The following is a 21,504-nucleotide window of genomic DNA, read 5'->3' as shown; positions in this document are numbered from 1 at the left end:
ATCCCGCTGTGCATGCGGGATTTTTTGATCGGCACAGCGGCATGCATCTGAATGAACCTGCCGCTTAAATCATCACGGAAATAATCTAAAACTCTCCTGCCGCTTTGCGCTCAGCTAAAATCCGCAGCAGGATGCTGCGCGGAAAACTGAACCACAGCGCAATCAATGCCAGGCCTGACAGCGCAAAAGCCCAAAGATGGAAACTTTCATATAGAATGCGCACCAGTTCAATCACGCCGAAAAAGCAGAACATCATCAGCACCGATACCGATGCCGCGACCGTGCCTTTCGATACGTCAGAAGACATCAGCGCAAAACGGTACAGCACCGAAAAACTGATGCCTTCACCGAAACTGACCAAAGTCATGCCGGCAATCAAGCACAGCAAGTAATAGCTTTGAAACAGCGTGCCCAGCACCACCAGCGATGTACCAGCCAGCATTAACGGCAAGCCGATCAGCACTGTTTTGCCCAAAGGCCATTGATCAATGATTTTAATCAGCACGATATTGCCGAGAATCAGGCCGCCCAGCACTGGAAACTGCGCCATGCCATATTGCATGCTGCTCAGCCCCAGTTCTTCAATCAGCAAGACTGGCGACAGCGCAATCCACAGCATCAGCGGCATGGCAACCATCGGCAGGCCCAGCGTCAGCCCTAAAAAGCGCTGATTTTTAAAAACCTGCTTAAAATCATCCCAGATATAGCCGATCGGCTGTTTAGGCATGCTGCGCTGCTGATGCGGCATTTTGGCCTGCAGCCCGAACCAGCTGAGAAAAGACAGAAAGGCGATGCCGATAAAGCCCCAATGCCACGAGACATGATCAATTAAGAAAGCGCCCAGTACGGGGCCGAGCAGCGGCGCCAATAAAGAAATATTTGCCATCAGCGCCATGACTTTAATCGCATCGCGTTCTTCAAAGGTTTCCTGAATGGCCGCATAGCCCACTGCAGAAATGACCGACAGGCCAAAGCCCTGCATAAAGCGCAGCGCTAAAAAGCTTTCAATATGATGTGTGAATAAAATAGCGAGGCAGCATAGGGTAAAAAATACCACGCCGGCCAGCAGGACTTTTTTGCGGCCTAATCGGTCTGACAGCGGACCTAATATCGCCGCCACGCAGGCGCCGCCCAATAAATAATAGGACATTGAAGACGGCGCCCAAGCGCTGCTGACGCCAAAATCTTTGGTAATCGCAAGCATGGCCGGCTGGACTAAATCGTTGCCGATATAGACTGAAAATTCAAATAAAACCAGCGCCAATGGAAACATTAACGTGGCGCGGCTTAACTTTGCAGTATGTGCGTTTTGCATTGTGATCTACATCTATGAGCGCAATCTCCATTGGGCCACATCTATTTGAGGGAGAGACAGGTCAGCCCAATGACAAGCACTGTAATTCATTAAAATTTAAAAATTGCGGGAAATCTGCTGTGCTGCGCCGCATTCACAAGGCGCTTATAAAAAGAAATTAAATATGGCGTAAATCAGAAAAACTGAAAGCTGACGGCTTGAGATCTAAGTTCAAATATTTTAACAGCCTTTGTTTAAATTGTATGCTGGGTTTTGATCATCTTGATGGCAGATCATCACTTGAAGGCATGGCCTGTATAAATGCGCCATTTTTCAGGTCTTCATAGGCCTGCAATATTTCTGCATAGCTGTTCATGACAAAATAGCCGCGGCCATACATCGGCTCATTTAACGGCTGTGCCGATAAATATAACAAATGGCTGTCTTCCACTGCGGTAAATTCGACATTTTCACCTCGGCTCGACATCACTGCCATATGCTGTGACGTCAAGCGTTCATCCGCTACGGTAAATTGCACGCGGCCTGAACGTAAATACAATAATGCAGTATCCCCATCAGCGGCAGACAAGATAATGCGCTGCCCTGCTTTAAGGCAGGCATCAAAGACATTCATCGGCGTATGGATTTCTGCAGCGCCTTTTACTTGTGCATATTCACCCGCAATGACGCGGACATAACCTGCCTCCTGCGCTAAATTCACCATAGGAATGCTGGCTTTAGGCAGGCTTTGATAGCGTGCTGGGTTCATTTTATCTTTGGCTGGCAAATTCACCCATAATTGCAGCATTTCAAACGGTCCGCCTTTTTCAGCAAATGCCGCGCTAAAAACTTCCTCATGTTGAATACCCGATGCTGCTGTCATCCACTGCACATCGCCCTCGCTAATCACCCCGCCGCCGCCCGTACTGTCACGATGTTCCAATTCTCCTTTAAAGACCATGGTCACGGTTTCAAAACCGCGGTGTGGGTGTTCGAGCACGCCTTTTTTCAGTTTGCTTGGCTTGAGCATGCCAGGCCCTAAATGATCGAGCAATAAAAAAGGTGACACGGTATTGCCCAATTCATAATGGGAAAAGACTGAAGTGACAGGAGCAAAATCACCAACAGACACGCCTGAGTCATTGACGTGGATAAAAGCGAGGGTTTTCATTTTTTTCGGCTTTATTTTTGGATGATTTAGCTTAGCTGAACACTGCTGCTGCTTCGAGCACAGCAGCAGATTACAGTGTTGCAGTTTTAGGATGCTTCTAATTTGGCTCAATTGATTTTTTAGCTTTCAAAGCTTCTGCTAATACTTTATTTGCTTCAGTTAACAATTTAATTTGTTCTAGTGAATTATCTGTATTAGATACACTTTTTGCATCATTCAAAAGCTCTTGCCCAAAGAAGCGGTCTGCTAATTGTTTACGAAGTTCTAAACGATCTTCATCTTTAAATTCACGTACATAAAGTGGAAAAGATGCAAGTTCAGTGCCTAGCATTTGCGCTTTATAGGCTACTTTTCGATGTTTTGATGATTCACGTGTTAAGTACCAAGCAGGTGTAGTTAAACTGAATAACATCAAAGCTTTAATTAAACTTTCGAAACCTAATGGAATATGAATATAACTACTATCCCTTAAATGATTCCAATTTTGGATAGAGATATTCATGAAACCAAATACAAGAAGCAAACCAATCACTGCAAATATTCCCAATGCCCAGTTGCGGTATTGATCTGCAATAGATATTTCACGATCATAAATTTCATTATAAAGCTTCAATACTCGAGCATTGCTATCTTCATCAATAAGTTGGCTATATGCATCATTTTTGTCTTTTAATTCAGTAATAATTCTGTTTGCTTCATTTTGACTAGCAACAACTAATTCATTTTGTTTAGCAATTTTTTTCTGTTGATTTTCAAGTATTGATAAATCTTCTTTTAAACTACTGATCCTATTTTCTAATACTTTATTTTCCTTATTTTTTTTCGTAACGATACTATCCAAATCAGAATTATAAATTCTTAATAATTTTAAAATATTTGATGCAATATCTTGCAAAGATTCTAATATTTCAATTTCATGACCCGAGTGATTATAGCTTTTTAAAATATCCAAAAACTCATGAAATAATCTTCTGTTCAGCACATATATTTCACCATCGATTATATATTCACCTGTAATTAAATAATAAAGTTCTTTCCACATTGGGGAAGAAAGTACATTATCTGGCAAATTGTGTAATTCTTCACTTATACGATCTAAATAAATACTTAGTTCATCATCGACATTTTGACTCATTTTTATAATTTCCCCAAACGCAAAAAAGCGCATCAACCGATACGCTTTTATGAGGCATAACTGCCTAAATTTCAACCATAAATCAAAGATTGATTAAGGACACTTCGCTGTCTGGAAAGTCTTGGTATTTTTACCGCGCTGGCACTGATATTCCTTTTGCGTGCTGGTGCGCTCCCAGTCCCCATCCATACGTTTAAAACGGTAAACCGTACGGATTGAACGAACTGAATCATCCATCAAGCCGGTTTCTGTTACTTTTACTTCCGCAGCTGTAGGAGACTCTATACTGTTGAAATACTGACGGATTTCTACCGTTGCCAATTCCTTGCGCAAATCAGGACGTTCCTTTAACACCTGCGCTAATGGTGTATTTGCTGTTCCAGTCTTATGCTTTTGCACCATTTTCTGTGTAGTTGCACAGCCAGATAAAACACCTGCGCAAATCACCGCTGCTGCCCATACTCGCAACATAATACTTACCCCAAATTCAAAATTGCTCCGCACATCATGCCGTTTTTCGGTGTTTTACACTATTTAGCAAATGTAAGCTGATGTACTTTGCGCTCAGCTTTTCCCATCATGCAGGCATGAAAAAAGCGCATCATTGAATGCGCTTTTTTAGCTTTAATGCTTTAACAGCAGATGCTGAACATTAAAGATCAAATAACTTGCCAGGGTTCATAATCGCATTTGGATCGAACACTTTTTTCAAAGCTTTCATGTATTCAATCTCTTCCGCAGAACGGGTGTAATCCAAATATGGTTTTTTGGTCATGCCCACGCCATGCTCTGCAGAAATTGAACCGTCATATTTTTTAACGGTTTCAAATACATATTTATTCACCACTTGGCATTTGGCAAAGAATTCATCTTTGCTTAAATCCGCAGGTTTCAAAATATTTAAATGCAGGTTGCCGTCGCCAATGTGGCCGAACCAGCAGATTTCAAAATCTGGATAATTCTCTGCCACGATTGCATCGATTTCTTTAATAAATGCAGGTACATGCGTAATCAGCACTGAAATGTCATTTTTGTACGGGGTAAATGGTGCAATCGACTCTGAAATGTCTTCACGTAAACGCCATAAGCTATGTACTTGGTCTAGGCTTTGGCTCATCACGCCATCCAGCACCCAGCCTTGTTCCATGCAGTGTTCAAAGATTTCCATCGCCGCATCCATAATCGGTTCAAACGGCGCTTCAAACTCAAGCAAGACATAGAATGGACATGGTGTTTCAAATGGACGCTGCACATGGCCATTGTCCAAGACTTTTTGCATCGCAAGTTCACCAAAGAACTCAAATGCAGTTAGGTCAATTTTCTTTTGGAACGCATGCAATACTGGCATGATCGCATCAAAATCAGGCACGCCAAGAACCAAGACCTGCAGGTCATGCGGCTGGCGCTCCAGCTTAATTTCAGCTTCAGTCACAAGACCTAAAGTGCCTTCACCGCCAATAAACAAGTGCTGCAGCGCATAGCCAGTCGCGTTTTTAATCATGCCTTTATTCAAGCGCAGGATGTCACCTTTACCGGTTACAACAGTCAGGCCCAGCACCCAGTTGCGGGTCATGCCGTATTTAATCACTTTAATGCCGCCGGCATTGGTGCCGATGTTGCCGCCAATTTGTGATGAGCCTGAAGAGGCAAAATCAACCGGATAATACATGCCCTGCTCTTCAGCATAATTTTGCAGCTGTTCAGTCACCACGCCCGCTTGCACGCGCACCATGCGGTCTGCCGGGAAGAACTCTAAAATTTGGTTCATCTTGTCCATGCTGACCACAATTTCACCGTTTGACGCTACAGCGCCGGCAGATAAGCCGGTACGGCCGCCAGAAGGCGTGATGGCAACATTAAATTGGTTCGCCAGCTTTACAATGGCTTGCACTTGCTCTGTTGAAGATGGGAAAACGATGACCGACGGGTTCGGATCGAAGTGCTTGGTATGGTCACGTCCCCAATTTTCGAGGCTGTCCGCATCAGTTTTAATGCGGTTTTCACCAACGATCGCGGTCAATTGGGTTAATAACTCTGGGGTTAAAGCGACTGGAGCATTCATCGTTTTCAGACCTTGCAAGAAGTAAAACAGGTGGTAAATAGCCTATTAATCATTCAGTTGTGTGCAGAGTGACACTGATTTTTGACTAGGCAGGCGTGATTGAAAAAGATCCAGGAACTGCATCTATTTTTCACGTGCACATATTATAAAGTATTTTTAGGCAAAACCCGCAGAAAAAGCGGTTTTTCCAATGTCACCTTTGAAATTACAGGCTTAATTAGACTATCCGCGACAAGTTCTGACACATATTTTGTCAAAATACCTCACACAGCAGCCATAAAGGAAATGTATATCGGCTGCAGTCCTATGCTATTATATCGCCACTAAATTTGGCCTTTGTAGCGGAGCCGTAATGAGCCAACATCTTTCACTGCCTAAAGATAAAATTCGTTTCTTGTTGTTAGAAGGCGTTCACCAAAACGCAATCGACACTTTAAATGCTGCTGGATACACCAACATCGATTATCGTAAAACTGCGCTTGAGGGTGAAGCGTTGAAAGAAGCGATTAAAGATGCACACTTCGTTGGTATTCGTTCGCGTACTCAATTAACTGAAGAAGTTTTTGAAGCGGCGAACAAACTCATCGCTGTGGGTTGTTTCTGTATCGGTACCAACCAAGTGAACTTAAATGCTGCCATGATCCGCGGTATTCCTGTATTTAACGCACCATACTCAAATACACGTTCAGTCGCTGAACTTGTACTTGCTGAAGCGATTTTATTGCTTCGTGGTGTACCTGCAAAATCTGCTTCAACTCACCGCGGTGGCTGGAACAAATCTGCAGTCGGTTCATTTGAAACTCGTGGTAAAACTTTAGGTATTGTTGGTTACGGTTCGATTGGCTCGCAACTTTCTGTACTTGCTGAAAGCTTAGGTATGCACGTTATTTACTACGATGCAGTCACTAAACTTCCAATGGGTAATGCGCGTCAAGTCGGTTCTATGGGTGAACTTCTTGCCAATGCAGATGTAGTTTCTCTGCATGTTCCTGACGTTCCATCTACACGTAACTTCTTCGGTAAAGAGCAATTTGCTCAAATGAAAGAAGGTTCAATCTTCATCAATGCTGCACGTGGTACATGTGTACTGATTGAAGATCTTGCAGATGCGATCAAATCGGGTCACATTGCAGGCGCTGCGGTTGACGTATTCCCGAAAGAACCGAAAGCAAACGGCGAAGAATTCGTTTCTCCACTACGTGGCCTAGACAACGTGATTCTAACGCCTCACGTGGGTGGTTCAACGATGGAAGCGCAAGCGAACATCGGTCTAGAAGTTGCTGAAAAATTCGTAGCTTATTCTGATAAAGGCATGACTTTATCTGCTGTGAACTTCCCAGAAATCGCGTTGCCGTTGACTGAAGGCAAACACCGTTTACTTCACATCCACAAAAACGTGCCGGGTGTTCTATCAAAAATCAACAACTTGTTTGCTGAACACGGCATCAACATCTCTGGTCAATCCTTAATGACCAAAGGTGATGTGGGTTACTTAGTCATGGACGTAGATGCGACTGCATCTAAAGAAGCATTAGATACACTTCACGAAGTTGAAGGCACAATCCGCGTTCGCGTATTGTTCTAAGCTCAGTTTTTCTGAAAAGCCACAGGCTTCGGCCTGTGGTTTTTTTATTGCTTTATCCTGCTTTTTTCTCCCGTCCGCTCAGACGCTTAGTCAAATTTAGTCACAAATTTAGTATATTAAGCACATGACGAATTTAAAAAATACGCCGCATGTGCAGGCCTTGTTTCTGCTGCTGATCGCGATGATCAGCATGCAAAGCAGCGGCTCTCTGGCCAAAGTGCTGTTCAATCAATTTCCCATTTTGACCGTTTCCAGTCTGCGCCTGCTGCTGGGTTCACTCATTTTGGCGCTGATTTTCAGAATCTGGCAGGTCAGTTTCAAGCACATCCGCTGGAAAGCCATCATTACTTACGGCATGGCCTTAGCCGGCATGAATGCGCTGTTTTATTTATCCATTGACCGGCTGCCGCTGGGCATTGCGGTATCCTTTGAATTTATTGGCCCGCTCAGTGTGGCGCTCTTTTATGCGCGGCAAAAATTTGATTTTATTTGGGTCGGCCTAGCCATTTTGGGCTTGGTGCTGCTGTTTCCATTTGATCAGGCCGCACAGCGCTTAGACCCTCTAGGCATTGCTTTTGCCTTAGGTGCAGGCGCCTGCTGGGCGCTGTATATTGTCGCGGGCCAAAAACCGTCTGGCGTATCAGGCAATCATACCGTTTGCCTCGGCATGTTCGTCGGCATGCTTTGCCTCCTGCCCTTCGCTTTGCTGACTGGCATGCCGGCTTCGGTCTTTGAGCCTTCCAATTTGATTTACTTTATTGCGCTTGCGGTCTTGGCCAGCGCACTGCCTTTTTCTTTGGAGATGATTGCCTTGCGCAATTTATCTGCGCTCAGTTTTGGCACGCTGATGAGCGTTGAGCCTGCCATTGCCGCGCTGTCCGGTTTTGTCTTTTTAGGCGAACAGCTGCTGTGGACACAGTGGCTGGCCTTGGCGGTGATTATTGCCGCGTCAATTGGCTGTACAGTGACCACACAGAAAGCGAAGAAATAAAAATAAGATTAAAAAAACCGCACAGTTGTGCGGTTTTTTTAAATACTGGTTGTTTTAAATACTTATTGAGGTATCCAGCACGATACAATATCGGTTGCCGCTGAATCATTCATTGATGCATCACACCAGCTCACCGCGTCAAAATCAAACTGAATCACACTTTCCTGATAGATATCTTCAGTTGACCAATAAATCGGCTTCTGCAAATTGCCTTTTTCCAGTACGCCATCTGCGCTCACCCAGCCCCATTCCGTTTCAGCCTGTGGCGGTATAGGCAGATAGACGCTGAATGTCTGGTTTAAAGGCAAGCGGAATTGCTTATAGAAGGTCGGCTGCTCAACTGAGCTATTTTTAAGAGTGTAATTTCCTCTTAAATACACCATGCAATATGCCGGCACAGCTTCTGAAGAATTACAGCGCAAATTGATTTTGTGCTGATCAAACAGCTTTTGCACTGTACTGAGCTTAATCGTTACATTCCCCGTTAGGCCTGATGTTGCGGTTCCTGAAGCTTGATACACGGCATTGCCCTGCTCATATTGATCGCCAGCAGCGGCCCAGTTTAAATGCGCAGCATTCTTCAAACCCGAAATAATTCGGCCGCCTTCTTTAGGCACAGAAAATGGCACGCCATTAAATTGACCTGAACATGCTGCCGCTTTGTTATCCGCAGTCATGCATTTCACAAAGTTATTGGTTGTCGGTGCGCCTAAATCAATGACCACATTTTTATCATTTGGTAGCGTCGATGTTTTTGAGCCGATCAGCGTGCCGGATGTATCTTTTGCAGTCCATTGAATCTGCCCTTCTGAAGGCATATTGATAATATCTACACCTTCCGCTGAAATGGAATTGGTCTTAGTCCAACCCGATCCATCTTTCAGCACCACTTTAGCTGTAATGTTGCAGGGAACAAAAACATTGGCGGATTGACACTTCACATTCACAGAACCAGGGTTTTCAAATTTAAAATCCCAGTTCCACGTCGAAAAATGCGATACGGTCGCGTGCACGGCAAGAAGGACAGGAGAACGTAAAGACGCAATCACTTGCCCCTCCCCCTCTTCCACCCACATTCCTTTTGCTTCATCAAAATGCCACATTGGAATTTTAGTTCCAACGCTTAAAACCTGATTATTAATACTATCAACTGGCAAATCCATTTGGAGATCCGCAGTTTTACCTTTCGCAAGCTGCAAATGCTCACCTGCCGCATTCTTAAAGGTCGCTGTGATCATGCCTGCGCTGATTAGATTGGTGATTTGGCCATTGGCTGTGATTGCAACCCCATTTGCCGGCATCGCATTTAAATCACTGCTTTGAATATCCCATGGGCTAAATTCGACCATGACTGCGCCTGCAGCAGGCTGGCCATTCGGCAGCACAAAGGCATTTGCCGGAATAGTGATTTTTGCATTGCTGTAAGCAGATTCAATAACTTGCGCATCTTCAATCTTCGCAACATTCACAACTTGCTTAATATCCAGCATATTCGCTGTAATATTCGCTAAGTCTTTGACATTGACCACAACGGACTGATTGATAAATCCCACACGCGTGAAGCGTACTGGAACAGAACTTGCTGAAGATGGAATGCGGACTTTAAATACAGCCAAACCATTACTGTCCGTTTTAAACGTTTGCCCCGCAATAGTAATTGCAGCATCGGCCAAAGCTGTACCTTGCGCTGATTGGATATATGCAGAAACGGATTTCTCTACCGTCGCTTCACTTTGAGCCGGTTCCGCCCCCGAATCACTGCCCGATCCGCAGCCAATCAGCGGCGCAGTTAAAATACACGCCGCAAACACGGCATGGAATTGCTGTTTTAATTTCATTCTGTTGTCTCTATCTATAATTCAATATTGTTATAAAGCGGCATATTATTGATTTTATTTATACTGCATTCAAATTCCTAATCTTTTTCACATGAAATAAACCGTATGGCCCGCACAGCTGCTCCACGCTTTATTTCATCAATTGCTGCTATAATCCGCCTACACGCTACTTCCAGCCTCCGCTGAATTCATATGCCAAATGCCCAATTTCTTGCTGTGCTGTATATGGTGCTTTCCATGGTGTCTTATCAGATCAGTGCCTCTTTCGCCAAACAGCTGTTTACCGTGCTGGATCCGCTAAGCGTGACCATTTTGCGCCTGAGCTTTGCCTCAATTATTGTCTGCCTGATGTTCCGCTCATGGAACGTGCTCAAGCGCCTGCCGTATTTAAAATGGCGCGACCTGCTGTGCTACAGCGCTGCCCTCTGCTTGATGAATGTTTTGTTCTATATGTCTTTGGGCAAGCTGCCGCAAGGCATTGCGGTGGGGCTGGAATTCATTGGGCCTTTGGGTTTAGCGCTGCTGTCCATTCAGCGTCGTAGCGACTATATCTGGGTGCTGCTGGCGATTGCCGGCATTGCCTTGATGGTGCCTTGGGGACAGGCTTCCAGTGCTGAATTTTCCATCTTTGGCGCTGCCTGCGCTTTAGGGGCTGGACTGTGCTGGGCCTTTTATATTTATTTTGGGCAAAAGGTTGTGCATCAGAATATCGGCATGCATGCATTGACCATTGCCATCACGCTGTCGGCGCTGACCCTGCTGCCGATTGGCCTGTACCGAAATGCGCCTGCCTTGTTGGAAACCCAATATTGGGGCAAAGCTCTCGCCATCGCGATTCTAGCCACCGCCATTCCCTACGCTTTGGATCTCAAGGCGCTGAAACAGCTGAATAAACTCAGTTATGGAACACTGTCCAGCCTGTCTCCAGCCTTGGCCGCGCTGACAGGGCTTGTGCTTTTAGGTGAAAAAATTGGCGCGCTGCAATGGCTGGCGCTGCTCTGCGTCATGGCCGCTTCTGTCGGCGTCACCTTGAAATCATCCAAAGCCTCAAGCGGAGCCACTTAAGACTCAAGCTGCACCGTATTGGCATAGACAATAAAAAAGAGGCTTGAGCCTCTTTTTTATTGATTCAATCCTGAAGAACACTGATTTAAGCTCTTCCGCTCAACTGTCTTGGCCCTGAGGCTTATGCTCTTGGTATTCCGCTAAAACGGCTGAACCAGTTCAGCCTCTCGCGCGTCTATTAAATAATCAATAAAGTTTTTCCTGCCGGATGAACCAAGCTGCGTTCTGCGTCTATTCAATGATAGCGCTGCAGCATACTGTTAAATGCGGTTCAGGCCTGTCCAGTAAAGGTTTGATAGCCTAAACGGACAATCAGCACACTGACCAAAATTAAAAACAAAATGCGGATAAAGCCGCTGCCGTATTTCAGTGCTGTCCTGACCCCGACAATTGAACCGCAAATATTCGCCACCGCCATCATGCCGCCCACAGCAAACAGCACATGCCCGGTCGGGGCAAAAAAGCTTAATGCGGCTAAATTTGTGGTGAGATTGGCAATCTTAGACAATGCTGACGCATGCAGGAAATCAGCTTTTAAATAGCGGATAAAAAAGAAAATGAAAAAACTGCCTGTGCCCGGCCCAAAAATGCCGTCATAAAAGCCAATCGCCAAACTGCCTGCCGCCGCCAGCAGCAGAATTTTCGGGGTCAGTTCCTGACGGATATGCACCTGCCCGAACTGCTTTTTCATCAAGGTATAAATTGCAATGACAATCAGCATCACCAGTACAAAAGGCCGCAGCACTTCTTTAGGCACCATCGACACGCAGGCGGCGCCGGCAAAAGACGCGACAAAGGCGCAGCTGGCGATCACCGCCAGCAGCTTCCAGCGCAATTTCACTTTGCGCAAAAAAGAATAGGAAGCAGAAGCCGTGCCAAAAATTGAAGACAGCTTGTTGGTGCCGAATACTGTCGCCGGCGGCAGCTGCGGCATGGCATTCATAATTGCAGGAATTTGAATCAGCCCGCCGCCGCCCACTGCAGCATCAATCGCTCCAGCAAAAAACGCAAAAAACAGCAGGCTTAAGATAATTTCAATTTCCACAATTCGGGCCTTAAATGGATGGGTGAGTTAAGAATAGGGCGGCAAGTCTCTCAATGGCCAGCATTAAAGATTTAAAACACGTTTCGGCACCAGGCGCTTGCGCTCCGTAATTTCCGCTAAGCCCAGACATTTCTCGCCGTCAAAAACCAGCACTTCCACAGCGGCTTCATGTTCAATATTGCTTTCCATACCGCGGCTGAAAAATTCAGCGCGACCTTCCGGCGCTTGCACTTTCGGGAAATGATCAATCGGGGCATAGACCGGCAGCAATAGCGCTTCACGTTCTACCTCAGTCAAGCTTTCCAAATATTCAATGGTGTAGCTGGGAATCAATTGGAAGTGCCCGGTTTGAATCCGGTGCAAATAGGTCAGATGGCCATACGTTCCCAAGGCTTTGGCAATATCTTCACCTAAAACCCGAATATACGTGCCTTTTGAGCAGGTCACATCCAGCGTGATGCTGTTTTCTGTAAAGGACAGCAGCTGAATGGCTTCAATGGTAATCGGACGCGCTTCTCGCTCAATCTCAATGCCTTTGCGCGCCAGTTCATATAGCGGGCGGCCTTCTTTTTTCAAAGCCGAATACATCGGCGGCACTTGCTGAATATCGCCGGTAAACTGCTGCAGCGCCTGCAGGATTGCTTCTTCAGTTAACGCCGGAACCGCCTGCTCCAGCAGCGCTTCACCTTCGGTATCTCCAGTCGTCGTGCTGTGCCCTAAAAAAACCGTGGTTTCATAGCGCTTGACCGAATCCAGCAAATAATGCGAGAACTTGGTCGCTTCACCCAGGCAAATCGGCAGCAAGCCGGATGCCAGCGGGTCCAAGGCGCCGGTATGCCCTGCTTTTTGCGCGCGGAACAGCCAGCGCACTTTTTGCAAAGCGCCGTTAGAGCTGATGCCGAGAGGTTTATTTAATAAAAAAACACCGCTGATCGGACGGCGCTGAATTTTTTGGGCAGATTGTTTCATAGCAAAAATAGGCAAAAGAATACTGCGCAATGGTAACTGAATCTTTACAACTTTTCTGTGATTTTGTCTTGCAGCTATGGCATATTCAGACCCATTGCATCATGAATAAAACAAATAAAACCAAAAAAGGCGCATGAGGATATGCAGAAAAATAAACTATGGATCGCGGCAGGCATCCTATTTTTAGCCCTTGGCGCATTGATGTTCTGGCTGGCGCCGGATCAAGGCCAAGCCTACGCAGTGCAAAATGCAGCGCCGCAGACGGCAGCCGAAAATAGCGCCGGTGCATCGGCAGAAGCGCCGGGCGCAGGCGGAACAGCATTCAGCAGCCGCAGCCAGCAAGACACCGAAATCAACTGCCAAATGAATCTAGACGGCGCCAACCGCTTGGTGGTGAATGAAAAAACCCGCAACTGCTTTGAATATTTTATTACCCAATACGGCGAAAAATCCATTGAGCAAATCAAAAAGGATTTTAGCGCCTATATCGGCCAAAGCTATACAGAGCCTGCGCGGTCGCAAATTTTAGATTTATGGGCGCGCTACATGGATTACCGGGAGCGCTTGGGCAGCCTACAGGCGCCCAATCTCAGTCAGGATGATCCGCAGTATTACCGTTCAATTTTCAACAGCACGCAAAATCTGCGCAAGCAGTTTTTCTCTGACTATGAAATTGAAGGGCTGTTTGGCACTGAAAATACCTATCATGTCTATACCCTGAAACGCTTCGATGTGATGAACGACAAAAAGCTCAGTGAAAATGAAAAAGCCCAAAAACTGAAAGCGCTGTTCGATGAGCTGCCAGAAGACTGGAAAGAAAATTTAGAGCAGATCAATAAGCTGGAAGATTTGCGCAAGCTGACCGCAGACATTAAAGCGCGCGGCGGATCTGCCGAAGAAATTCATCAGATGCGCACCCATCTGGTCGGGCCTGAAGCCACCCAGCGCTTAGAAACACTGGATGCGCAGCGCTCTGACTGGAAAAACAAGGTCAGCGGCTACTTATCCGAAAGGGACAGCATCATGAAAAGCGGCATGAATGATGATGCCAAGCAAAAAGCCGCCGGCCAGCTGCGCAGCCAGTATTTTAAAAGCAAAGAAGATCAGCTGCGGGTCAGCACTTTTGAAACGGTGCACGATCAAGGCGGAAAATTGCCTTTTAGCGAATAATCCGGATCAGGTTCACCCTTGATCCCAACCGGCTAAAAATTCAATCCATCACCTGAATGATAGAAAGCGCTCAGGCGCTTTTTTATTTTATTCTGAATCAAAAAGATACAGCAAAATGGTATTTTCCAGCCTGCTGCAGCTTTGATAAAAATGAAAATTAAAAGACAGCTGTATTGAAAACATCCGGCTTTTCTGAACAATTTATGACCTGAAATGCCATGGAATTAATCCCTATCCATGGAAAAATAGCTGCGCATCTGCTTATTTTTTAAGCTCTCCTCTAACCAACCGGAGCTTCATCAGGGCGCTTTTGACATGCCCTCACAGATGCATCCAAGCGTTTGCTTCATCTCAAAAAAACAGCAATAAAAAAACAAAACAAATAAAAGGAATGCATATGCGTACTTTAAGCACCGCAGCTAAAACAGCCGCGTTCAGCATCATGGCAGGCTTAGCCATTGGATTATCGGCAAGCGCTTACACCGCGCCCAGCATTTTGCCCGTCACCGGAACGGCTAAAAGCGATTACGCCAAAACCCAATACCCGATTTTAATGGTGCATGGCTGGTTAGGCTGGTCGCGTATCGGCAATGAAAGCCTGAATCTGGACTACTGGTACCAGATTTTACCGGATATGGCGCGCAATGGCTCCAGCGTATTTGCCGCTCAGCTTTCACCTGCCAACACCACGGCATACCGCGGTGAGCAATTGATTGCCCAAGTTGAAGAGGTAATGGCGATTACCGGCAAAAGCAAAGTCAACTTGATCGGCCACTCGCACGGCGGCCCAACCGTGCTTTATGTCGCGTCCACGAAACCTGAATATTTGGCGTCCATTACCGGTGTCGCAGGCACCTACCACGGCTCAAAAGTGGCGGATGATATTCAAAATAATAAACTCAGCAAAACCGCCTTCAATATTTTAGGCGACTATATTATTGGCCCGCTGATTGCATTGGCGCAGGCGAAGCCTGAATTAGGCATCGATTTTGATGCCTCCATGAAATCCTTAACGCAGACGGGCTCTGCCGATTTCAATGCAACTGTCGCCCAATCCGCTGTGGCTGACGGCGTGCTGGCCGCATCCGAAAACTGCAGCAAGCACCTGCAATCTGCCGACCGCAACGGCTTGCGCTATTATTCGTGGACAGGCGTTGCGCAAACCACCAACTTGCTGGATATCGACACCATCCTGATGCAATTGGGCCCATTATCCTATGGCAATAAAGACAATGACGGCATGGTATCGCGCTGCAGCGCATACATAGGCCAAGTGATCCGTGACGACTACAAGCTGAATCATACCGACTTGGCCAATATGATGTTTGGCCTAACCGGCGTATTCGCGCAGGATCCTGTGGCGCTGTACCGCCAGCATGCGAACCGATTGAAACTGCAGGGACTGTGATGCGCCCCGCCCATCAGCTCCGGCTGATGGGCATTTTCCACCTGCATTTGGATGCTTTTACACTTCCATTACAATCATAAATTTCGTTACATCTCACTTTAACGCTAATCTATTATTCATTGTATTCCCCGACCTCTCAGCAATAATAAGGGTGACAATATTTATTGTCAGAATAAAAAAATAAATGATAAAAACTGAGGACTCGCAATGAGATACGGACTTCTGATCGCATCACTGATCAGCTGCTGCGCATTCACTGCCGTACACGCAGCCACGCAAGCTGAGCAAGTTAAAAAAACCGCGCTCTCCAGTTATGCCAAAACCAAATATCCTGTGGTTTTCTCGCACGGCATGGCCGGCTTTATTAGCTTAGGCACAGACTCTTTCGGCTTGGATTATTGGTATCAAATCCTGCCGGATTTGGCCCGCAACGGTTCCAATGTCTGGGCGACCCGCGTTTCACCATTCAATTCGACTGAAGTGCGCGGCGAACAATTGCTGCAGCAGGTTTTAGAGATCCGCGCCTTGACCGGCACGGACAAAGTGAACTTAATTGGCCACTCGCATGGCGGGCCAACCATCCGCTATGTGGCCGGCGTCCGTCCCGATGTTGTGGCCTCTTTGACCAGTGTCGGCGGCCCGAATAAAGGCTCGCCAGTTGCCGACCTGATCTTAAAAGCAGAAGGCACCCCTATTGAAGGCCCTTTGGTCGGCATGGTGAATTTTCTCTCTAAAGCCATCACCTGGGTGCAGGGCTTAGACCCAAACCGCTATCCGCATGATGGCTTGGCTGGCGGGAAAAGCCTGACCACAGCGGGATCTGCGCAATTCAATGCCAAATTTCCAATGGGCATCCCCTCAACCGCCTGCGGTGAAGGCAACACCTTTGAACAAGGCATTTACAACTACTCTTTCACCGGCATCAGCCAAATAACCAATGTGCTGGATGTAGACTCCGCACTCAAAGTCACGGCCCTGCTGATTGATGGCGGCAAAGACAACGACGGCCTGGTGCCTAAATGCAGCGCTCGATTCGGCAAAACCATCCGCGATGACTACAACTGGAACCATTTAGATGAAGTCAACCAGGTGCTGGGCTTAAAAGCCTTGTTTGCGCCGGATCCTGTGGATGTGTACCGCCAGCATGTTAACCGCTTAAAACTTCAAGGCTTATAAGTATTTGTGCAGGACTGGAAATCCAGTGCTGCCCTTTTGGCTTGTTATCAGCTCCAGCACTATTGCCGGCTTATTTTTCCACAATAAAATGACCGGATTCATGGTCATTTTAACTGTCTTTGCACCGGCTTCCGATCCAAATCAGCAACGCCGGCAAAGGCATAAGCATCAAAACAAAAAAATCAACCAAGGACCGTTGTATGAATCAAAAAACTCTCTGCGGCGCCCTGCTGCTCAGCATGGGCTTCTTCAGCACAGCTCAGGCCGCTGCTGGGCTGCAGCAAGGCACCTCAGCCAGTATTGCAGACCATTATGCCGAAACTCAGTATCCGATTGTCTTTGTGCATGGCATGTTCGGCTTTAACCGCTTAGGCAGCGCAGCCTTTGGCTTAGATTACTGGTATCAGGTGCTGCCAGACCTGGCGCGGCATAAAGCAACAGTTTTCGCTTCGCAAATTTCTCCGCTGGAATCCATTGAAGTGCGCGGTGAACAGCTGCTGGATCAAGTTGAAACGGTCGCGGCGATTACCGGAAAACCGAAAGTCAATCTCATCGGCCATTCGCATGGCGGCCCGACAGCGCGCTATATTGCAGGCGTACGTCCTGATCTTGTGGCATCGGTCAGTTCCGTTGCCGGCACCAACGGCGGCTCTCCTGTGGCCGATCTGGTGCAGAATACGCCGGTGTTGAGCGGTGTTTTAGCCACGGTGATGGATGCCGTCATGACGCCGGTGATTAATTTTACACAGCAGTCCAGCCTGCCATCTGATTTCAAAGCCTCTATCTACAGCATGGCCAAACAAGGTGTCTCGGAATTCAATGCCAAATTTCCTCTTGGCATGCCGGCTTCAGCCTGCGCCGATGGCCCTAAACAAGCGCAAGGCATCAGCTTCTATTCGTGGACAGGCATCGCCAATACCACGAATTTGCTTGATCCAGATACGATCTTTACCGCAATGGGGCCAATTGCCTTCAGCGGACAGCCGAATGATGGTTTGGTCAGCAAATGCAGCAGCAGATTAGGCCAAACCATCCGCGATGATTATCAATGGAATCATTTTGATGAAGTGAATCAAGTTTTAGGTTTGAAAGGCTTTCTGGCGCCAGATCCTGTTGCAGTGTTTCGGCAACATGCCAACCGCTTGAAACTGCAAGGGTTATAAGCGCTGCATATTTGCAGCCGATGCCGGTTTGTATGCAGCCGATGTAGGCTTCATTCAGATCATAACAGCCTGCTGCAGCCGGACCATCAATCCTGTGATTCAGGCATAAAAAAATGCGCCGATTGGCGCATTTTTTAGCTGTAAAGCAAAGTCAAAATTAACCTTGTTTACGAGCTGGCAATTTTTCACGAATACGTGCAGCTTTACCAGACAATTCACGCAGGTAGTAAAGTTTAGCACGGCGAACGTCACCACGACGTTTCACTTCGATTTTAGCAACGATTGGAGAGTGAGTTTGGAAAACACGCTCAACACCAATGCCGCTAGAAATTTTACGTACTGTGAACGCAGAGTTCAAGCCACGGTTTTTCTTCGCAATTACAACACCTTCAAATGCTTGAAGACGCTCGCGGTCACCTTCTTTTACTTTTACTTGAACAACTACTGTGTCACCTGGTGCAAAAGCAGGGATATCTTGTTTTAACTGTGCATTTTCAACAGCTTGAACTAAAGGATGTTTACCGCTCATGGGGTATCTCCGATTAAGCGAGTCAGAAGAGGTCTGATCATCGCAGGGCATAGAGGCTAAGGCGCATGTTACCCGTTTAACTTTCTCTCGATACTTGACCACTTCAATGTATCAAGAGCCTATTAAAATACTTAAAATCATTTCTAAGTATCTGTTTGAAGCAATGCTTCTGATTTTGCACATTCAGAAATAGAGACTACTTCTGAACTTGCGAATCTTTTAGCCATTTTTTTTGCTGCTTGCTCAATTCCACTTGTTCAACCAATTCTGGCCGACGCTCAAGTGTGCGCTGATATCGCTGCAAAAACCGCCATTTTTCAATATTTGCATGATGCCCGGATTTTAAAACCTCAGGCACATCCAAACCTTCAAAATGATCTGGCTTGGTATATTGCGGGCAATCTAGCAGACCATCCACAAATGAATCTTGAACATGGGATTGCTCATCAGACATGGCACCCGGAAGCCTCCGGATAATGCTGTCTAATAAAACCATCGCAGGAAGTTCACCGCCCGATAATACGTAATCCCCAATTGACCATTCCTGATCAACATACTTCTGGATCAAACGCTCATCGACACCTTCATAACGTCCACACAATACAATCAATCCGTCATATTCAACGAAGTCTTGTACTGCAGGTTCATTTAAGGTTTTTCCCTGCGGGGACATATACACCACAGGAACATGAACTGCACCCGCTTCATGCGCAAGTTCTTTGGCACGGTGGATGGCTTTTGCCAAAGGCTCTGCCATCATCACCATGCCTGGGCCACCACCGAATGGACGTTCATCCACTCTTTTGTAGTTGCCCTCAGCAAATTCGCGTGGGTTAATACAATGCACTTGTATCAAATCACGCTTTGCCGCGCGCCCGCTAATTCCGTTGGCTGTAATCGCTTCAAACATTTCAGGAAAAAGCGTAATGACTGCAAAAAACATCGCAGACTCCCGTATTTCCAAAAATGATTAGTAGTCTACGCCCCAATTCACGTAGATACGACCAGCTTCCAGATCAACTCGCTGCACCACATCTTTATGCCATGGAATCATGCGCTCTTCGCCATCGACGCTATCAGCAGTAGCGCGGACCACCATCACGTCGTTGGCGCCTGTTTCAAACAGTTCATGGATTTGACCGAGATTGACTTCCTGTTCTTCATCGCCAAGGCCCAACACAGTTAAGCCTTTCAAATCAGTCCAGTAATACTCGTCCACGCCCGGTTGAGGCAGCTGCGATTTTGATATCCATACATTGGCGCCAACCAATTGATCTGCTGCAGTGCGGTCAAGGACTCCCTTCAGCGCGACAACCAAGCCTTTGCCATGCGGTTTCCAGCGTTTTACATCTGCTGTTTGCCAACCTGCTTTGGTCTCAATGTACCAAGGGAGGTAGTCAAAGATGTTGCTCATGGGTTCTGTATTGGAATAGACCCAGAGCCACCCATTTAATCCATATGCTGAACGCAGCTGTCCAATCTGAATTCGATCTTCGGGCACATTCTGTGTTGGTGTCATGGGCTTGCCTGCTATCTAATTTAAAAAATTATGCAGCAGCTGCAGCTTTTTTAGCTTCAGCAGCTAAAGAAGCAACGCGTTCTGAAGGTTGAGCGCCTTGAGCAACCCAGTGTGCAAAACGGTCAGCATCTAAACGAAGTTTTTCTGCTTTACCTTGAGCTGTTGGGTTGAAGAAGCCAATACGTTCGATGAAACGACCGTCACGCGCATTGCGGCTATCAGTCACAATGATTTGATAGAACGGACGTTTTTTAGCACCACCGCGTGCTAGACGAATAACTACCATGATACAACCTTATAGTTTTTACGGATTATCCCTGTACCGACCATCGATACACTTCAAACCCCTTTCATAGAGGGCAATATTTTACGTTAAATTCCCTCAAAGGGAAAGATTAATATTCACTTATCCGCAGTTTTGAATTTATTTTTCATTCCAGCCAAAACATGTATCAGCAGATGCATCAAAGCTATCTTTTCCTTTATACCAGCATTGCTGTCCAGCAGAAGTCAAAGTTAAGCCGCCATTTCCTTTTTGCATACCGGAAGAAATTGGTGATGCTGTTAGAGTCCAGCTTGTTGCGGCTGGATTAAATGCCAAACTATAGTTATATAAACCATTTTCCGAAACTGGAGTTCCTGTCGTGTAACCAACTCGTGTTAAATTAATTGCTGTAATCACAGGTGGTATAGCAGTAGTTCTAGATTGCTCATAATGAAAATTTGCAAGCTTAAAGCGTTGTAACTTACTTGCAATTTCAGCCATTTCAGCTTGCACTTCTGTCCGTTTGGTTTTTTGCACATAGCTTTTATAAGATGGAAAGGCGATCGCCGCAATAATCCCTAAAATGGCAATAACAACCAGCAGTTCAACCAAGGTAAAACCCTTTCTGTTTATGGCAGTTTCCATGCTTCACTCCCTGTACCGCATGTTGTAAATAATACATTGGCATACGTTTTGTTCTTACAGCTGGTACCCTTGCTATTGATCAAATAGCTGTACATTCTATCATCCGCAGACAAGGCTCGAATTACCCAATTCCGACCAAGCGGTGCAGGACTTGCATCTAACTTTATAGGAGCAGCATCTGGAGAATCGCCATCCATCACTTCAATTTTATATTTTGCCGTTGTTGCTGTTGCACCAGACGGTAAATACATAGGATCAGGAGACAATGCATAGCCCAAATAGTTAAACTGCCTAGATTTCTGATGCTCCAAGTCTTTCACAATTTTCTGAATCTCTTGCTGAGCGCTATTTTCCATCGATTTACGCACATATGCTTGGTAGCTCGGCAATGCGATAGCGGTGAGAATGCCCACCACCATCATCACAACCATTAATTCAAGAAGTGTAAAGCCTTTCATTTTGCTGTTCATCTAC

General features: G+C 46.3%; 21 protein-coding genes. 7 read left to right on the top strand and 14 right to left on the bottom strand.

Annotated elements, in window-relative coordinates; translation table 11 throughout:
- Positions 1-85: 85 nt before the first annotated feature.
- The 5 genes from ACE3T3_RS09635 to ACE3T3_RS09615 all read right to left on the bottom strand — a co-directional run bounded on the left by ACE3T3_RS09635 (position 86) and on the right by ACE3T3_RS09615 (position 5,662).
- Positions 86-1,315, bottom strand: coding sequence for an MFS transporter (locus ACE3T3_RS09635; RefSeq protein WP_374666346.1), 1,230 nt, complete (start codon positions 1,313-1,315; stop codon positions 86-88).
- A 256-nt stretch (positions 1,316-1,571) separates the two neighbouring features.
- Complete coding sequence (locus ACE3T3_RS09630; RefSeq protein ID WP_374666344.1) at positions 1,572-2,465, bottom strand: pirin family protein; 894 nt, start codon at positions 2,463-2,465, stop codon at positions 1,572-1,574.
- A gap of 97 nt (positions 2,466-2,562) precedes the next feature.
- Positions 2,563-3,600 (bottom strand): hypothetical protein, encoded by a 1,038-nt coding sequence (locus ACE3T3_RS09625; RefSeq protein WP_374666342.1) that lies wholly within the window; start codon positions 3,598-3,600, stop codon positions 2,563-2,565.
- Between the two features lie 93 nt (positions 3,601-3,693).
- The gene (locus ACE3T3_RS09620) at positions 3,694-4,071 is read right to left on the bottom strand and encodes a hypothetical protein (protein ID WP_374666340.1); all 378 of its coding nucleotides are present in this window, start codon (positions 4,069-4,071) and stop codon (positions 3,694-3,696) included.
- Between the two features lie 181 nt (positions 4,072-4,252).
- On the bottom strand, positions 4,253-5,662 hold the full coding sequence (locus ACE3T3_RS09615) for an FAD-binding oxidoreductase (RefSeq protein WP_374666338.1): 1,410 nt from the start codon (positions 5,660-5,662) through the stop codon (positions 4,253-4,255).
- A 352-nt stretch (positions 5,663-6,014) separates the two neighbouring features.
- On the opposite strand from ACE3T3_RS09615, the gene serA reads away from it, so the two are divergent.
- Together serA and ACE3T3_RS09605 are read left to right on the top strand one after the other, a co-directional pair.
- Entirely contained in the window at positions 6,015-7,247 is a 1,233-nt protein-coding gene (gene serA, locus ACE3T3_RS09610; protein WP_374666336.1) for a phosphoglycerate dehydrogenase, read from the top strand.
- Positions 7,248-7,371: 124 nt separating this feature from the next.
- Positions 7,372-8,238, top strand: a complete 867-nt coding sequence (locus tag ACE3T3_RS09605; protein WP_374666334.1) for an EamA family transporter — start codon at positions 7,372-7,374, stop codon at positions 8,236-8,238.
- A 62-nt stretch (positions 8,239-8,300) separates the two neighbouring features.
- Here the strand turns inward: ACE3T3_RS09605 and ACE3T3_RS09600 are convergent, their stop codons facing one another.
- Positions 8,301-10,076 (bottom strand): hypothetical protein, encoded by a 1,776-nt coding sequence (locus ACE3T3_RS09600; protein ID WP_374666332.1) that lies wholly within the window; start codon positions 10,074-10,076, stop codon positions 8,301-8,303.
- Between the two features lie 192 nt (positions 10,077-10,268).
- On the opposite strand from ACE3T3_RS09600, the gene ACE3T3_RS09595 reads away from it, so the two are divergent.
- The gene (locus tag ACE3T3_RS09595) at positions 10,269-11,141 is read left to right on the top strand and encodes a DMT family transporter (RefSeq protein ID WP_374666330.1); all 873 of its coding nucleotides are present in this window, start codon (positions 10,269-10,271) and stop codon (positions 11,139-11,141) included.
- A 271-nt stretch (positions 11,142-11,412) separates the two neighbouring features.
- Here ACE3T3_RS09595 and ACE3T3_RS09590 read toward each other — a convergent pair whose 3' ends face one another.
- Positions 11,413-12,186: a sulfite exporter TauE/SafE family protein gene (locus ACE3T3_RS09590; protein ID WP_374666328.1), complete on the bottom strand. Its 774-nt coding sequence runs from the start codon at positions 12,184-12,186 to the stop codon at positions 11,413-11,415.
- Between the two features lie 63 nt (positions 12,187-12,249).
- On the bottom strand, positions 12,250-13,155 hold the full coding sequence (gene truB / locus ACE3T3_RS09585) for a tRNA pseudouridine(55) synthase TruB (protein WP_374666326.1): 906 nt from the start codon (positions 13,153-13,155) through the stop codon (positions 12,250-12,252).
- A 141-nt stretch (positions 13,156-13,296) separates the two neighbouring features.
- Between truB and ACE3T3_RS09580 the strand changes: the two genes are divergently transcribed.
- The 4 genes from ACE3T3_RS09580 (at position 13,297) to ACE3T3_RS09565 (ending at position 18,072) form a co-directional block, all read left to right on the top strand.
- A complete protein-coding gene (locus ACE3T3_RS09580; RefSeq protein ID WP_374666324.1) occupies positions 13,297-14,325 on the top strand; it encodes a lipase secretion chaperone in 1,029 nt (342 codons plus the stop codon).
- A gap of 397 nt (positions 14,326-14,722) precedes the next feature.
- Complete coding sequence (locus ACE3T3_RS09575; protein WP_374666322.1) at positions 14,723-15,733, top strand: esterase/lipase family protein; 1,011 nt, start codon at positions 14,723-14,725, stop codon at positions 15,731-15,733.
- A gap of 207 nt (positions 15,734-15,940) precedes the next feature.
- Positions 15,941-16,909, top strand: coding sequence for an esterase/lipase family protein (locus ACE3T3_RS09570; protein ID WP_374666320.1), 969 nt, complete (start codon positions 15,941-15,943; stop codon positions 16,907-16,909).
- Between the two features lie 200 nt (positions 16,910-17,109).
- Positions 17,110-18,072, top strand: coding sequence for a lipase family alpha/beta hydrolase (locus ACE3T3_RS09565; RefSeq protein WP_374666318.1), 963 nt, complete (start codon positions 17,110-17,112; stop codon positions 18,070-18,072).
- A gap of 157 nt (positions 18,073-18,229) precedes the next feature.
- On the opposite strand, the gene rplS is transcribed toward ACE3T3_RS09565, so the two are convergent.
- The 6 genes from rplS to ACE3T3_RS09535 form a co-directional block, all read right to left on the bottom strand.
- Complete coding sequence (gene rplS / locus ACE3T3_RS09560) at positions 18,230-18,601, bottom strand: 50S ribosomal protein L19 (RefSeq protein ID WP_374666316.1); 372 nt, start codon at positions 18,599-18,601, stop codon at positions 18,230-18,232.
- Between the two features lie 196 nt (positions 18,602-18,797).
- Positions 18,798-19,544, bottom strand: coding sequence for a tRNA (guanosine(37)-N1)-methyltransferase TrmD (gene trmD / locus ACE3T3_RS09555; protein WP_374666314.1), 747 nt, complete (start codon positions 19,542-19,544; stop codon positions 18,798-18,800).
- Positions 19,545-19,571: 27 nt separating this feature from the next.
- On the bottom strand, positions 19,572-20,120 hold the full coding sequence (gene rimM / locus ACE3T3_RS09550; protein ID WP_374666312.1) for a ribosome maturation factor RimM: 549 nt from the start codon (positions 20,118-20,120) through the stop codon (positions 19,572-19,574).
- A 28-nt stretch (positions 20,121-20,148) separates the two neighbouring features.
- Positions 20,149-20,406 carry a 30S ribosomal protein S16 gene (rpsP, locus tag ACE3T3_RS09545; RefSeq protein WP_287907943.1) on the bottom strand — a complete coding sequence of 86 codons (258 nt, stop codon included), beginning with the start codon at positions 20,404-20,406 and terminating at the stop codon, positions 20,149-20,151.
- A gap of 138 nt (positions 20,407-20,544) precedes the next feature.
- On the bottom strand, positions 20,545-21,030 hold the full coding sequence (locus tag ACE3T3_RS09540; protein ID WP_374666310.1) for a type IV pilin protein: 486 nt from the start codon (positions 21,028-21,030) through the stop codon (positions 20,545-20,547).
- Positions 21,015-21,500, bottom strand: a complete 486-nt coding sequence (locus ACE3T3_RS09535; RefSeq protein WP_374666308.1) for a type IV pilin protein — start codon at positions 21,498-21,500, stop codon at positions 21,015-21,017. The genes ACE3T3_RS09540 and ACE3T3_RS09535 overlap by 16 nt, the downstream gene beginning before the upstream one ends.
- Positions 21,501-21,504 lie beyond the last annotated feature (4 nt).

Origin of the sequence: Acinetobacter sp., from assembly GCF_041919735.1 — a bacterium.
Taxonomy (GTDB): Bacteria; Pseudomonadota; Gammaproteobacteria; order Pseudomonadales; family Moraxellaceae; genus Acinetobacter.
This window is presented reverse-complemented; position numbering and strand designations above follow the sequence as displayed.

What these genes read in the sequence shown, in the direction of transcription:
- ACE3T3_RS09635 (WP_374666346.1), bottom strand. Translation starts at nt 1,315, where the DNA reads ATGCAAAACGCACATACTGCAAAGTTAAGCCGCGCCACGTTAATGTTT.
- ACE3T3_RS09630 (WP_374666344.1), bottom strand. Translation starts at nt 2,465, where the DNA reads ATGAAAACCCTCGCTTTTATCCACGTCAATGACTCAGGCGTGTCTGTT.
- ACE3T3_RS09625 (WP_374666342.1), bottom strand. Translation starts at nt 3,600, where the DNA reads ATGAGTCAAAATGTCGATGATGAACTAAGTATTTATTTAGATCGTATA.
- ACE3T3_RS09620 (WP_374666340.1), bottom strand. Translation starts at nt 4,071, where the DNA reads ATGTTGCGAGTATGGGCAGCAGCGGTGATTTGCGCAGGTGTTTTATCT.
- ACE3T3_RS09615 (WP_374666338.1), bottom strand. Translation starts at nt 5,662, where the DNA reads ATGAATGCTCCAGTCGCTTTAACCCCAGAGTTATTAACCCAATTGACC.
- serA (WP_374666336.1), top strand. Translation starts at nt 6,015, where the DNA reads ATGAGCCAACATCTTTCACTGCCTAAAGATAAAATTCGTTTCTTGTTG.
- ACE3T3_RS09605 (WP_374666334.1), top strand. Translation starts at nt 7,372, where the DNA reads ATGACGAATTTAAAAAATACGCCGCATGTGCAGGCCTTGTTTCTGCTG.
- ACE3T3_RS09600 (WP_374666332.1), bottom strand. Translation starts at nt 10,076, where the DNA reads ATGAAATTAAAACAGCAATTCCATGCCGTGTTTGCGGCGTGTATTTTA.
- ACE3T3_RS09595 (WP_374666330.1), top strand. Translation starts at nt 10,269, where the DNA reads ATGCCAAATGCCCAATTTCTTGCTGTGCTGTATATGGTGCTTTCCATG.
- truB (WP_374666326.1), bottom strand. Translation starts at nt 13,155, where the DNA reads ATGAAACAATCTGCCCAAAAAATTCAGCGCCGTCCGATCAGCGGTGTT.
- ACE3T3_RS09580 (WP_374666324.1), top strand. Translation starts at nt 13,297, where the DNA reads ATGCAGAAAAATAAACTATGGATCGCGGCAGGCATCCTATTTTTAGCC.
- ACE3T3_RS09575 (WP_374666322.1), top strand. Translation starts at nt 14,723, where the DNA reads ATGCGTACTTTAAGCACCGCAGCTAAAACAGCCGCGTTCAGCATCATG.
- ACE3T3_RS09570 (WP_374666320.1), top strand. Translation starts at nt 15,941, where the DNA reads ATGAGATACGGACTTCTGATCGCATCACTGATCAGCTGCTGCGCATTC.
- ACE3T3_RS09565 (WP_374666318.1), top strand. Translation starts at nt 17,110, where the DNA reads ATGAATCAAAAAACTCTCTGCGGCGCCCTGCTGCTCAGCATGGGCTTC.
- rplS (WP_374666316.1), bottom strand. Translation starts at nt 18,601, where the DNA reads ATGAGCGGTAAACATCCTTTAGTTCAAGCTGTTGAAAATGCACAGTTA.
- trmD (WP_374666314.1), bottom strand. Translation starts at nt 19,544, where the DNA reads ATGTTTTTTGCAGTCATTACGCTTTTTCCTGAAATGTTTGAAGCGATT.
- rimM (WP_374666312.1), bottom strand. Translation starts at nt 20,120, where the DNA reads ATGACACCAACACAGAATGTGCCCGAAGATCGAATTCAGATTGGACAG.
- rpsP (WP_287907943.1), bottom strand. Translation starts at nt 20,406, where the DNA reads ATGGTAGTTATTCGTCTAGCACGCGGTGGTGCTAAAAAACGTCCGTTC.
- ACE3T3_RS09540 (WP_374666310.1), bottom strand. Translation starts at nt 21,030, where the DNA reads ATGGAAACTGCCATAAACAGAAAGGGTTTTACCTTGGTTGAACTGCTG.
- ACE3T3_RS09535 (WP_374666308.1), bottom strand. Translation starts at nt 21,500, where the DNA reads ATGAACAGCAAAATGAAAGGCTTTACACTTCTTGAATTAATGGTTGTG.